Below are 13631 nucleotides of genomic sequence, written 5' to 3'. Positions count from 1 at the left end.
TTTTCTTCATAATCAAACAAAAGGGGAAAATAACGCTACATACAAAAAATAAGTAACATTTTTTAATATAGCATTTATAAAGAAAAAGGTAAAACAATACTTCTTATTTAACAGCCCTGATTCACTAAAAAAGAACTTGTGAAAATCACAAGTTCTCCTCCATACATATTAAGCGCTCTGGTTTCCTTCCATTTGCGTTTTGTACATATCGTAATAACGCCCGCGCTTTTTCATTAGTTCATCATGAGAGCCTTTTTCTAAAATCGTTCCTCTATCAAGCACAATAATTTGATCTGCGCTTTTAATTGTTGAAAGACGGTGAGCGATAATAAATGTCGTTCTTCCTTTTTTCACAACTTCTAACGCTTGTTGGATCATCGCCTCTGTTTCTGTATCAATACTAGACGTTGCTTCATCTAAAATTAAAATGGCTGGATCAAAAGCGAGTGCTCTAGCAAACGAAATAAGCTGACGTTCTCCGGTTGAAAGTGTGCTTCCTTTCTCCGTAATTTCTTCATCTATATTGTTCGCAAACCGTTCAGCACCAACATCACGCAATGCTTTTACGATGCGATCTTCTGAAATTTTTTCATTCTCTAAGCTTACATTAGAAGCGACCGTCCCGCTAAATAAAAACGGATCTTGCAGTACGATTCCCATATGTTCACGCGTTGCTTGTTTCGGCATCTCTTTTACATCGTGACCATCAATCGTAAGCTTCCCTTTTTCAAACTCGTAAAACTGGAAGAGTACATTCATAATGGAACTTTTTCCTGATCCAGTATGACCGACAAGTGCCACTGTCTCTCCTTGTTTCGCTTCAAAAGAAATATTTTTTAGCACTTCATCTTTTCCATTATAAGAAAACGACACATTATCAAACTTTACATTTCCTTGTAAGCGAGGCATACGTTCCTCTTCTACTGCTTCCCCTTTTTCCTCTAACAATTCAAAAACACGTTCTGATGCAACACGCGATTGTTCTAAGTTAGCAAGCTGATTTACCATATTTGTAATTGGCGAGAACAATCGTGTTAAATAATCAACGAACGCATACAGTATCCCTAGAGAAATGACGCCTGAAGCACTTAATGAAGCACCACCGAAATACCAGATCACACCTGTGAAAGCGATATTTCTTAATACAGACACTAAATTATGAGAAGTTGCTGCATTTAAATTCAAAATTTTATTTTGATATTTAAAATAATCGCCATTTAATTCTTCAAACTCTTTCTTCGTTTCACGCTCTTGACGAAACGCTTGAATAATCGGCATCCCTTGAATAGATTCATTCACTGTTCCGTTAATATCAGATAAACGTGAGCGCATTTTATGATTGTATACAGACGCATACTTTCTATAAAGAATTGCCCAAACAATTAAAATCGGGATGATAAGTAAACATAACGTCGCCAATTTTACATCGAGTAAAAATAGCGCAGCGAATATCCCAATAATATAAATGATACTAGAAACGAATGTCGCCAGTACCGTTACGTATAAATCACGAATGGCTTCCGTATCATTCGTTACACGCGATACAATTTTCCCTGCTGGTAAATGATCGAAATAACGAATCGGCAACGTTTGAATATGAGAAAAGACATCTTCCCTCATAATTTGAATAATTTTGTTCGCTGCCTTCTGTAGGAAAAATTGCTTTCCGTATGCAAATAATGAGACAACTACTAATAAAGCGAAATAACCACCACCAAGTAATAATAGGGGGTTTATTTCTGGTTTATAAAACGCAAACACTTCTTCTTTCGTTAATGCTTTCGCTTTATACACTTGCACTGCCTTACCATTTTGGACGGTAATCATATCATCTTTTACAGTACGTGACCCTTCAGCATTCACTTTATTCGGTACAAAGTAATATTGAAAACCGACTTGCATCACGCGTACTTCTTTTCCTTTTTTCTCACCTTCCTGGAAGCGATCACTTCGCTTATAAAAGGCGCCATTATACGAAACAGCCTCTTCACTCTTTTCTGTTTCATACCAAGGTTTCTCTATCCCGACGATATGATCGTCAATCATCGTTTTCGCGACGAAAGGACCAGCAAGCTCTGCGATAACGAAAATAAATAACATTAGCATCGCTGCAAAAATTGTCCCTTTTACTTTCATCGCATATTGAAACAATCGTTTTGAAACGCTCATATTTTCACCCCACTATCCGCACTTTCATTTTCCCCTTGTTGTCTTTCAAACTGCTCAGCATACCAGCCTCCGCTTTGAATAAGCTGTTCATGCGTACCCTCTTCCATTACTTCTCCTTCATCCATAACGAGAATCCAATCCGCATGTTGTACGGCAGATAAACGGTGCGTCGTAATAATCGTCGTTTTTCCGCTTCTTTCTGTTCTTATATTTTCAATGATCGCTGCTTCCGTACGAGCATCAACAGCTGATAAAGAATCGTCCAAAATTAAAATTTCTGGATTTTGAATGACAGCTCGCGCAATTGAAATCCTTTGTTTTTGCCCTCCTGATAAAGAAACACCCTTCTCTCCAACGAGCGTTTCTAACCCTTCTGGTAAAAACTCTAAATCCTTTGTAAACGCCGCAATTTCAATCGCTTTCTCGAGTTCTTCTTCAGTCGCTTCTCGGTTTCCGAATAAAATATTTTCCCTCGCTGTTTTTGAGAACAAAATATGTTCCTGAGGTACATACCCAATCCATCCGAGTACATTTTCATTCGTTATGTTATCTAACGTCACATCAGAGACTGCAATATCCCCATCTCCAAGTGGGTATTGACGAAGAAGCTGGCGTACGAGCGTCGTTTTTCCGCTTCCTGTTTTTCCAACAACCCCAAGCGTTTCCCCTTGTTTTAATGTAAATGAAACCTTTTTTAAATTTGTTTCAGTTGATGAAGGATATGAAAAGGTAACGTCATCGAACTGAATATAATCCGGCTCTTGTACAAGCTTTGGATTTTTCGGATCCTTGACATCCGGTTCATACGCTAACGTTTCATTCACACGGTCTAATGAAGCATTTCCTCTTTGCATAACATTAATTAATTCGCCAATTGCAAACATCGGCCAAATCATCATCCCTAAATACACGTTAAATGAAACAAGTTCACCAAGTGTTACCTTTGATTGAAATACAAGATACGCGCCATACACTAAACCAATTAAATAACTAAGACCAACAAGCATTTTCACAGTTGGCTGGAATAATGCATCGATTCTAGCTACTTTCATATTTTTTTCGTATACGTCATCTCCTAAATAATGAAATCTTTCCTGATCCGCGTTCTCTTGTACGTATGCACGAATAACGCGCACACCAGCGATCGATTCAAGTACTTTATCATTCATATCTCCGAACGCATCTTGCGCAACTGTAAATCTCTCATGCAATTTCTTTCCATATATGTTCATCGCATACGCCATAATCGGAAGCGGTATAAGTGCCGCAAATGTAAGCTCCCAACTAATTGTAAATCCCATCATAAAGACAATCGTAAGCATATATAAACTCGAATCCACGAGCGTTAATATACCGAAACCAGCTGTCATAGCAATTGCTTTTAAATCATTTGTCGCTCTCGCCATTAAATCACCAGTACGATTTTTATGATAAAACGTCGGTGTCATCTTAAGTAAATGCCCCATAAATTTAGAGCGCATCGTCTTCTCCAGTACGAATGCTCCCCCAAACAATTGATGTTGCCAAACGAAAGTAAGACCATATCCAATTACCGTAACCCCTATTAAAATAAGAATAAATTGCATAATTGCTGCATTCGTTAACGTTCCTGTTTTTATATTATCAATCGTAACCCCTAACACTTTCGGGGGAATGACTTCAACTATATTTACAATTAAAAGAGCTCCAATAGCGATACTATATCTCTTCCAATGCTCTTTAAAAAACCATTTTAACTTTAGTAATACTGATAACAATGTAACCTCTCCCTTCTCGTTCTCGTTTCACTCCCATTTCTTTACCCACTATCCAGATCCATCACATTTACATTTCGTAATCCATACAATCTCATCACATTTTTCCACCTTCCAAAATTTTATATAGTAATATGGAAAACAAAAAAAAGCATACCGCCGCTTGACGATATGCACAAAAATGCATAAAAGCGTACGTTACGATATACGCAACGTACGCTTTTTATAAGACAAAGATGCCTTATATATCCGCACGGGTTGCGTAATGATATGAATGTTTTCTGCCATTTAACAGAGCTAAGCCCATTACATTTACGATTACAATCATTACGCACACCCCCTTCATTTATTTTCCATTTATAATCTTACAACTTTATTGAGTATTCTGTCAATTGTTTTTTTACAAACCGAATAAAAATATACGCTAAATCATTTTGAAATAAGGGAATCTTCTGTAAGAAAGGGCATACAAAATAAAAAAAGAATAAGAAATCGTTTTCACAAACATTTCATTTGAAAAATGTTATCAAACACCCTACAATCACCTTATACTCACTCTTACAAGTTGCTATTTTAGGAGGACTAATCATGACAACTAGCAATACGTACAAATTTTATTTAGACGGAGAATGGAGAGAAAGCTCTTCAGGAGAAACAATCGAAATTCCATCTCCATACTTACACGAAGTAATTGGACAAGTACAAGCAATTACTCGCGGAGAAGTAGATGAAGCAATTACATCTGCAAAAGAAGCTCAAAAATCATGGGCGGAAGCTTCTCTACAAGATCGCGCAAAATATTTATATAAATGGGCTGATGAGCTCGTAAATATGCAAGATGAAATTGCCGATATCATTATGAAAGAAGTCGGTAAAGGATATAAAGATGCGAAGAAAGAAGTTGTTCGTACAGCTGATTTCATTCGTTACACAATTGAAGAAGCTCTTCATATGCACGGAGAAAGCATGATGGGCGATAGCTTCCCTGGCGGAACGAAATCTAAACTTGCGATCATCCAACGCGCACCACTTGGTGTTGTATTAGCAATCGCACCATTTAACTACCCAGTAAACTTATCTGCTGCAAAACTTGCACCAGCATTAATTATGGGTAACGCTGTTATTTTCAAACCAGCAACTCAAGGTGCAATTAGTGGTATTAAAATGGTGGAAGCACTACATAAAGCTGGCCTTCCAAAAGGTCTTGTAAACGTAGCTACAGGACGTGGTTCTGTAATTGGTGACTACTTAGTAGAACACGAAGGCATCAATATGGTATCGTTCACAGGTGGTACAAATACAGGTAAACATTTAGCGAAAAAAGCTGCAATGATTCCACTTGTATTAGAACTTGGTGGTAAAGACCCTGGTATCGTTCGTGAAGATGCTGACTTACAAGATGCTGCAAACCATATCGTAAGCGGTGCATTCTCTTACTCTGGTCAACGTTGTACAGCTATTAAACGTGTACTTGTACACGAAAACGTAGCAGATGAGCTTGTTAGCTTATTAAAAGCGCAAGTAGCTGAACTATCAGTTGGATCTCCAGAACAAGATAGCACAATCGTTCCATTAATCGACGACAAGTCTGCTGACTTCGTTCAAGGTTTAGTTGACGACGCTGTAGAAAAAGGTGCAACAATTGTTATCGGTAACAAACGTGAGCGTAACTTAATTTACCCAACATTAATCGACCACGTAACAGAAGAAATGAAAGTTGCTTGGGAAGAGCCATTCGGCCCAATCCTTCCAATCATCCGTGTTTCTTCAGATGAGCAAGCAATTGAAATTGCTAACAAATCAGAGTTCGGCTTACAAGCAAGTGTCTTCACAAAAGACATTAACAAAGCATTTGCAATTGCTAACAAAATCGAAACTGGTTCTGTTCAAATTAACGGACGCACAGAGCGCGGCCCTGACCACTTCCCATTCATCGGTGTAAAAGGTTCAGGTATGGGCGCACAAGGTATTCGTAAGAGCCTTGAGTCTATGACACGTGAAAAAGTAACTGTATTAAACTTAGTTTAATCCTATATGTAGAAGCTGATCTAGTTTTAGATCAGCTTCTTTTTATATTAAATAATTATTCATTCCTAATAACAAACTCTTCTCTATAATCTGATTATTACTATATCCATTGACGTATAAAAATTCATTTGTTACTCTTAAAGACGTTAATTTAATATTTAAATCCTCATTCGTATCTCGGTGAGGTAGAGGTTGCAGTCATTAAGAGTATCATTTCAGGAGATGTAGTGGCATTGATGAAGGAATGAGAAAGGAATGATTGCCGAAGTAAGTCGTGTCCACCATGCACACTTGCTGGGTCTGCATTTAATAAGTGCAGAACTGTCACAAACGTTTCGTTTGTGGAGAGCTATCGAGAGGTATGTCGTGGGTTTCTTATAAGATAGAAAGCATGTAGCGGCAAATTACGTGCTTTTTTTGTTTTGTTTGGGACTTCTCTTCCTGACTTAGGAAGACATACATATCTCCTCGCTTGACTTGGTTATACTAACTTTGGAGGTATTTTCTATGCAACAAAAAAAATGGGGCTTTTGGGTATTAACAGCTTTCGTTGTCGGTAACATGGTTGGCGCTGGTATTTTCATGGTGCCAAGTACGTTGGCACAAACAGCAAGCCCTCTCGGTGTCACTTTAGCTTGGTTAACAACAGGGTTTGGTGTTTTAATGCTAGCTCTTGTTTTCGGTAATTTAGCAATTCGTCGTCCTGATTTAACGACAGGACCACAAAGTCATGCATATGCTTTATTCTCAACACCAAAAAAGAAAAAAATGGCTGGTTTCAGTATGGTATGGGGATATTGGGTAGCAAACTGGGCAAGTAACGTTGCCATCATTACATCATTTGCGGGATATTTATCACTCTTCTTCCCAATTATGAAAGATACACGACTACTATTTTCAATTGGTTCTTTTAACATAGAAGTCGGAAAACTAATTACATTTACGATTTGTTCCATCTTACTTTGGGGAACTCACATTATATTAACAAACGGTGTAAGCGGAGCTGGAAAACTAAACTTCTTAGCAACAACAACGAAAGTAACAGGATTCCTTTTATTCATCGTCGTTACGTTATTTGCATTCGAGGCTTCTAAGTTTGGACAATGGTACACACCGATGATCGATAAATCAGGTGTATCACACGGCCTTCTTTCACAAGTAAATTTAGCCGCTCTTACAACGCTTTGGGCATTTATCGGAATTGAATCAGCAGTACTTTTATCAAACCGTGCTACCTCTCCTAAAACAGTAAAACGCGCAACGGTTGCGGGATTACTTATTACAGTTGCGATTTACTTAGGAATTACAATTTTGACAATGGGTGTACTTCACGTTGATAAATTACAAGCTTCTGAACGTCCATTAGCAGACGCATTAAACGCTGCAATGGGGCATGGCGGCGGGAAACTGATGGCATTACTCGCTCTTACTTCCCTATTCGGTTCTATCTTGGGCTGGATTTTATTAAGCTCAGAAGTACCCTATCAAGCTGCAAAAGAAGGTTTCTTCCCTTCCTTCTTTACGAAAACAAATAAAAAAGGAAGTCCAATTTACTCATTACGATTAACAAACATTATGTCGCAAGTGTTCTTATTCTCAACACTATCCGGAACAATTGCGGAAGCTTATACATTCGTTATTACCGTATCAACACTAGCCTACCTCATTCCATATCTCGTTTCACCAATCTTCCAGTTAAAACTAGTCGCAACTGGTGAAACATATAAAAATGAAATGCGGGCAAGAATTACAGATGGCATAGTCGCAGTAATCGCACTTTGTTACGCACTATGGGTTATTAAAACCGGCGCATCCGACATAAAAACGTTCCTTCTCGGAATTGGTTTATTCGTAATCGGATTTGCTTTCTATCCATTAATGAATCGGGATGAGAAAAAAAATAAAGAAAAGAAAAACGGGCAAGTTGCATAACGCAATTTGCTCGTTTTTTCTTTTATAAAACATATATAATAGAACAAAGAGGTGAAAAACATGTCAATCGAATCACTATGGAGCAGCCGCTTCCAACAACATATTCAAAATATCATTACATACTTTGCACGTATGATTAACGGTTTACTATATAGCTTTATCTTCGTTGCCTGTATAGGTGCTTACTATTACGCAAAGTTTCTTAAGACAGCTCCTTCTAAAGGACTATCTTTATTACTTATTACAATCGTCCTAACAGCGATTATAACGAGATGTCCTATCCGTACATTTATTCAAAAACCTGATGCTGTCTATTTACTCGCATTAGAAGAGAAACTAACGTCTTATTTTAAAAAATCTCTTCTATATAATTACATCATTCAGCTTTTCCCATTATTATTTACGTTCCTTATTCTCGTTCCACTTGCCATGCAATCATTACAATTAACTGTGCCTTTTTTATGTACAATCTTTATCGTTTTAATGATTACGAAAGCTTGGAATATATATACACATTGGATGTGGCGTGATAGTCATGAAAAAAACATATGGTTCATTATTCGTATTGCTTGTAACACCCTAATCATTTACATGCTGTTTTACTCGGCACATGTTCTCATATTAGGCGGATTGCTCTTACTACTTGCTTTCCTACTTCTATACACGAAAAAACAGCCTACAAAACGAATACCATGGGATTACATAATTGAACAAGAAGAAAAAATGAACGTCCGTTTTTATCAATTTGCTAGCATTTTCACCGATGTTCCGCAACTGAATAAGCAAGTAAATAAAAGAAAATGGCTTACAAATTGGATTGAACCTTTATTACATAAAAAACGAGCAACTTTCTTCTATTTACATACACTAGCATTTTTACGCGGGAATGATTATTTCGGTATATATATTCGTTTAGGGTTGATCGGTGCCTTCGCCCTATATTTTATACCAAACATATACGTAAAAGGCGCTATCGCTTACATCGTCCTATATATGATTTCTATGCAGCTCCGTTCCCTGTGGAAATATTTTTCGGGAAATATTATTGTAGCATTATATCCAATTGATACTGAAAAACGAATGAATCAATTTCTTCACTTAATCTTTATATTGCTAAGCATTCAACTCATTGTATTTTCAATTGTTATACTCATTGCTACAAGTCAATTTTTACATAGCCTTATCATTATGATTGTCGGGTTACTCTGGATTAAATTTATTATTGTACCAAAAACGAAGCAACGAATTTCTGCGTTTTAACGAAAGGAATTATCTTAAAAGCCAAGGAGAAAATAAATTATCTCCTTGGCTTTTTTATTTTTCTTCCCCAAACAAGAATTACTGAAACAACCGATATTTTATGATTTTTACATACAAAAACGATAATACATGTTTACGCCCTAATAAAAAGGGTATGTATTAAATTAACAGGGCAAAGGAGGTGCCTATATTGTGAATAAGAAAATGGAGCAATTGGAACATCACATTACAGATAATCAATGCAAACATGCTTTAACAACAAACCAAGGAGTAAAAATAGCCGAGGATGAATTTTCTTTAAAGATGGGCTTAAGAGGCCCAACCTTAATGGAGGATTTCCACTTTCGCGAGAAAATGACCCACTTTGATCATGAACGAATTCCTGAAAGGATTGTTCATGCGCGCGGAGTTGGCGCACATGGTTATTTTCAGCTTTATGAATCTTTAGAGGCATATACAAAAGCAGATTTTCTTACTAACCCTTCAAAAAAAACACCTGTATTTGTACGGTTCTCGACCGTTCAAGGCTCTAAAGGATCCAATGACACAGTAAGAGATGTGCGCGGATTTGCCACAAAATTTTATACAGATGAAGGTAACTATGATTTAGTAGGTAATAATATGCCAGTATTCTTTATCCAAGATGCTATTAAATTTCCTGATTTTGTACATGCAGTTAAACCAGAGCCACATAATGATATTCCTCAGGGAGCTAGTGCTCATGATACATTTTGGGATTTTGTTGCGCATAATCCCGAGTCTACTCATATGGTTATGTGGCAGATGAGTGATCGCGCAATTCCGCGTAGTTTACGAATGATGGAAGGTTTTGGAGTTCATACATTTCGACTTATTAATAAAGAAGGAAAAGCCCACTTCGTAAAGTTTCACTGGAAACCTACCCTAGGGGTTCATTCATTAGTATGGGATGAGGCTCAAAGGATTGCTGGGAAAAATCCTGATTTCCATCGTCAAGATTTATACGAAGCAATTGAAAAAGGCGATTATCCGGAATGGGAGCTTGGATTACAGTTAATTCCGGAAGAAGATGAGCATGCATTTGATTTTGATATTTTAGATCCAACGAAACTATGGCCTGAAGAAGAAGTTCCTGTAAAACTAGTTGGTAAAATGACACTGAACAAAAATGTTGATAACTTCTTTGCCGAAACGGAACAGGTAGCTTTTCACCCTGGCCATGTCGTACCAGGTATTGATTTTTCAAATGATCCTCTTCTGCAAGGAAGATTGTTCTCCTATACAGATACACAATTATCTCGTTTAGGAGGTTCTAATTTCCACCAAATTCCTATTAACCAGCCTGTATGTCCTTTTCATAATAATCAACGTGATGGTATGCATCAAATGCAGATTCATCGCGGTCAAACAAGCTATCATCCTAATGGCTTAAATAACAATCAACCAGCAACCGTCCAAGCCGAACAGGGCGGATATGAACATTATCAAGAAAAGGTTGATGGACATAAAATTAGGGGGCGCAGTAAAAGCTTCCTTAACTTTTATTCTCAGGCTAAACTTTTCTACAATAGTATGAATGCTATTGAAAAGCAGCACATAAAAGACGCATTTTGCTTTGAAGTTGGGAAGTGCAAATCAGACATGGTGAAGCCAAATGTAATTGGTCTTTTAAACCACGTCGATCGTCAATTAGCAAAGGAAGTCGCTAACATGATTGGAGCTCCCTTGCCTAAGGAAAATCAAGAAATAAATTCGGATGCAAAATCACCTGCACTCAGCATGTCCAATACTATTTTTAAAGCTGATTCCAAAAATGTGGCAATTCTATTAAATGGCGATCCAAGCATTTCCCTTCTGTTCGAATGGATTCAAGCTTTTGCACAGCACCGAATTAACTATGGCATCATAGATAATAAAATTCATCATTTCAATGATTCTATTAAAGTAACGGATACTTATACAACAGCAGACTCCTCACTTTTTGATGCAGTCTTAGTGTTTAGTAGTGAATCTGTCATTAAACCCCCTGTTTTAGAATTTGCAGAAACTACTTTTAAGCACTTTAAACCGATAGCCTATGTCCTTAGCGACCCTCATGCTTTAGACCATAGTAAGGTTAAACTGGATGGAGCAGGAGTTTACAACTTAACAGTTACTTCAATTGAATCATTTATAGAAAGCATTGCCCAAGGACGATTCTGGAACCGATAATATAATGTAAGGAGCGGATTAGAATGAGTAAAAAAATTGCTACTTTAATAACAGATTATTTCGAGGACACAGAATACACAGAGCCAGCAGAAGCTTTTAAACAAAAGGGATATGAATTAACAACTATTGAAGCAGAAAAAGGTAAAACGGTACACGGTAAACAAGGAAAAAGTGAAGTTGTAATTGATAAAGGTATCGATGATGTTTCTCCAGAGAACTTTGATGCCCTCTTCATACCAGGCGGATTTTCCCCAGATATACTTCGTGCAGATGAACGTTTCGTTCGCTTTAGCAAAGCATTTATGGATGCGAAAAAACCTGTTTTTGCTATTTGTCACGGACCCCAATTACTCATCACTGCACAAACACTTGAAGGACGCGATGTGACTGGATATAAATCCATTGCGGTCGATTTGAAAAATGCCGGCGGAAATTTTCATGACAAAGAGGTTGTCGTATGCCAAAATCAGCTAGTAACAAGTAGACAACCGGAGGATATCCCAGCGTTTATTGAAGAATCATTGCGTATATTAGGATAGTTATTAGAGGTTAACCAAAATAGCTGTTTAGCTACTTTGGTTAACCTTTTTATTTGTATGAAAATTAAAAAGGAATATCATTTTTAATGACCTGTGGATTCCTCCCTTCTTCGTCCCCAAATTTCTAATCACTTTTCATAGGCAGTTCTCATATAGTGAAAATGACTATACCATTCCTATCCATAAGTTAAATAATAATTTTACACATATATAAATAAAAAAAGATGGGAGCCTTAATTATGAATAACAATCCACCTTCAACGCCCCCAAATCCAACGGAAACGAATAATAATGAAGTGAGCTTACAAACGTTACGCGTCATTGGGCTTATTGTACTAATTAGTGGCTACATATTAGTAGCTCTTTCTGAAGTAGGAACGTTAAAAAATCTTTTACTACAGCCTAGTACTACTCCAAATTTAGCTGAAGTTGATCCGTTTTAAAAATTATATAAAAAGCGAGTCCAGTTCGTTCGCTTTTTATATAGTTTTACCCAATCTGAGAAACCTCCCCCTCATACTTCTCTCTCCCAATCGCCTTCATAAATAATAAAATACTGCTCATACCAACGAGAAAGTACAGAGCACTCATGCCCCAAGATGCAAGAAATGAACCTAACATAACACCTAATGCCCCGTTCATTTTTGCCACTTGAAAGACCATTCCGTTAATCGCCATATATGAACCTCTTGCCTCATTCGGCACCATATCTGCCATAATAGATTGACGAACCGGTACATACATCATCTCACCTACTGTTTGGAAAAGCCCTGCAATTAATAAGACCCATAAACTATTGCTCGTTCCGAGTATTGTAAATCCAATTGTGTAAATGAATAAACCTACATATAAAATTTTCAAATCGTTGAAGCTTTTTAGCATTTTAATAAGAAGTGCTGAACATAACACAACTAAAATTGTATTCTCTGCTGAAATCCAGCTCAACATCCGAATACCTGTTAAATCAAACGTAAAACCATTCCCGAATAAAAAGTGCACTGTTTCAAATTCCTGCTGCAAACGTACCCCTAAATAATTATTAATTTGAAACTCTAAAGATAATGTACATATACTTGCTGCGCAAAAAATTAAAAACGTTCTATCTTTCATCACGACTTTATAACTATCCGCCATATCTTTTAATACATTTTTCTTCTCTACTATTTTTCGTGCTACATACACTTCTTCCATATATACAGCCATCACATATAAAGTAATAATTGCAATAACTGTTAATCCGATAAACAATTGTAATCTATAGTTTTCAAATAGTAATCCGCCAAATATCGCTCCAATTGCAATAGATAAATTAATCGCCCAGTAGTTAATGCTGTACATCACTTTTCGATTTTCAGGTGTACTCACATCGATTAACATCGCTTCCGTCGCTGGATTCATAAGTCCAGACCCTAAACTATTCACTAACATAAACACAAATGTTAGCCACGGTGAATCTACATAATCCGAATTTGCAATCCCCATACAAGCGATTGAAATGGCTTGTATACTTTGACCGATAATCATTACTTTTTTACGACCGAGCCGATCCCCAACATACCCACCGTATAGACCAATTACTAATGAAGCTATTACATTAATGAGTAGTAACGCACCAGCAATCGCACTACCTAACTTTATTGAAAAGTAAATCGCCATAAATGGAAAAATCATCGTGGACACAGTACGTGTTAAAAACGAAGTTATAATTCTAATTTTTATATTTCGATGCATACTCCAAAATCCCATTGTTTCCCCCTCC

9 protein-coding genes and 1 riboswitch are annotated in these 13631 nt (G+C 37.0%); of the genes, 6 read left to right on the top strand and 3 right to left on the bottom strand.

Annotation, left to right across the window (positions count from 1 at the left end; all coding sequences use genetic code 11):
* Positions 1-168 precede the first annotated feature (168 nt).
* Both ACSG5Z_RS17140 and ACSG5Z_RS17135 read right to left on the bottom strand, forming a co-directional pair.
* A complete protein-coding gene (locus tag ACSG5Z_RS17140; protein ID WP_087985761.1) occupies positions 169-2169 on the bottom strand; it encodes an ABC transporter ATP-binding protein in 2001 nt (666 codons plus the stop codon).
* On the bottom strand, positions 2166-3926 hold the full coding sequence (locus ACSG5Z_RS17135) for an ABC transporter ATP-binding protein (RefSeq protein ID WP_435711808.1): 1761 nt from the start codon (positions 3924-3926) through the stop codon (positions 2166-2168). The genes ACSG5Z_RS17140 and ACSG5Z_RS17135 overlap by 4 nt, the downstream gene beginning before the upstream one ends.
* A gap of 585 nt (positions 3927-4511) precedes the next feature.
* Here ACSG5Z_RS17135 and gapN point away from each other — a divergent pair.
* The 6 genes from gapN (at position 4512) to ACSG5Z_RS17105 (ending at position 12315) form a co-directional block, all read left to right on the top strand.
* Positions 4512-5951, top strand: a complete 1440-nt coding sequence (gene gapN / locus ACSG5Z_RS17130) for an NADP-dependent glyceraldehyde-3-phosphate dehydrogenase (protein WP_353841518.1) — start codon at positions 4512-4514, stop codon at positions 5949-5951.
* A gap of 178 nt (positions 5952-6129) precedes the next feature.
* Positions 6130-6311: riboswitch (Lysine riboswitch) on the top strand.
* 147 nt (positions 6312-6458) lie between these two features.
* On the top strand, positions 6459-7883 hold the full coding sequence (locus ACSG5Z_RS17125; protein ID WP_001186291.1) for an amino acid permease: 1425 nt from the start codon (positions 6459-6461) through the stop codon (positions 7881-7883).
* A gap of 60 nt (positions 7884-7943) precedes the next feature.
* Entirely contained in the window at positions 7944-9143 is a 1200-nt protein-coding gene (locus ACSG5Z_RS17120; RefSeq protein WP_262750365.1) for an ABC transporter permease, read from the top strand.
* A gap of 192 nt (positions 9144-9335) precedes the next feature.
* Entirely contained in the window at positions 9336-11333 is a 1998-nt protein-coding gene (locus ACSG5Z_RS17115) for a catalase (protein ID WP_435711807.1), read from the top strand.
* A 23-nt stretch (positions 11334-11356) separates the two neighbouring features.
* Positions 11357-11872 carry a type 1 glutamine amidotransferase domain-containing protein gene (locus tag ACSG5Z_RS17110; RefSeq protein ID WP_000037553.1) on the top strand — a complete coding sequence of 172 codons (516 nt, stop codon included), beginning with the start codon at positions 11357-11359 and terminating at the stop codon, positions 11870-11872.
* 239 nt (positions 11873-12111) lie between these two features.
* On the top strand, positions 12112-12315 hold the full coding sequence (locus ACSG5Z_RS17105) for a hypothetical protein (RefSeq protein WP_001063864.1): 204 nt from the start codon (positions 12112-12114) through the stop codon (positions 12313-12315).
* 46 nt (positions 12316-12361) lie between these two features.
* Here ACSG5Z_RS17105 and ACSG5Z_RS17100 read toward each other — a convergent pair whose 3' ends face one another.
* Positions 12362-13618 (bottom strand): MDR family MFS transporter, encoded by a 1257-nt coding sequence (locus tag ACSG5Z_RS17100; RefSeq protein WP_137012795.1) that lies wholly within the window; start codon positions 13616-13618, stop codon positions 12362-12364.
* Positions 13619-13631: the final 13 nt, after the last annotated feature.

The sequence above is a fragment of the Bacillus pretiosus genome (assembly GCF_051294775.1).
Taxonomy (GTDB): Bacteria; Bacillota; Bacilli; order Bacillales; family Bacillaceae_G; genus Bacillus_A; species Bacillus_A wiedmannii.
Note: the sequence above shows the minus strand (reverse complement) of the source record. Positions and strands in the feature narration are given on the sequence as shown.

Bases quoted from the DNA above. Each gene is read 5' to 3' on its own strand.
- ACSG5Z_RS17140 (WP_087985761.1), bottom strand. From the start codon at position 2,169: ATGAGCGTTTCAAAACGATTGTTTCAATATGCGATGAAAGTAAAAGGG.
- gapN (WP_353841518.1), top strand. From the start codon at position 4,512: ATGACAACTAGCAATACGTACAAATTTTATTTAGACGGAGAATGGAGA.
- ACSG5Z_RS17125 (WP_001186291.1), top strand. From the start codon at position 6,459: ATGCAACAAAAAAAATGGGGCTTTTGGGTATTAACAGCTTTCGTTGTC.
- ACSG5Z_RS17120 (WP_262750365.1), top strand. From the start codon at position 7,944: ATGTCAATCGAATCACTATGGAGCAGCCGCTTCCAACAACATATTCAA.
- ACSG5Z_RS17110 (WP_000037553.1), top strand. From the start codon at position 11,357: ATGAGTAAAAAAATTGCTACTTTAATAACAGATTATTTCGAGGACACA.
- ACSG5Z_RS17105 (WP_001063864.1), top strand. From the start codon at position 12,112: ATGAATAACAATCCACCTTCAACGCCCCCAAATCCAACGGAAACGAAT.
- ACSG5Z_RS17100 (WP_137012795.1), bottom strand. From the start codon at position 13,618: ATGGGATTTTGGAGTATGCATCGAAATATAAAAATTAGAATTATAACT.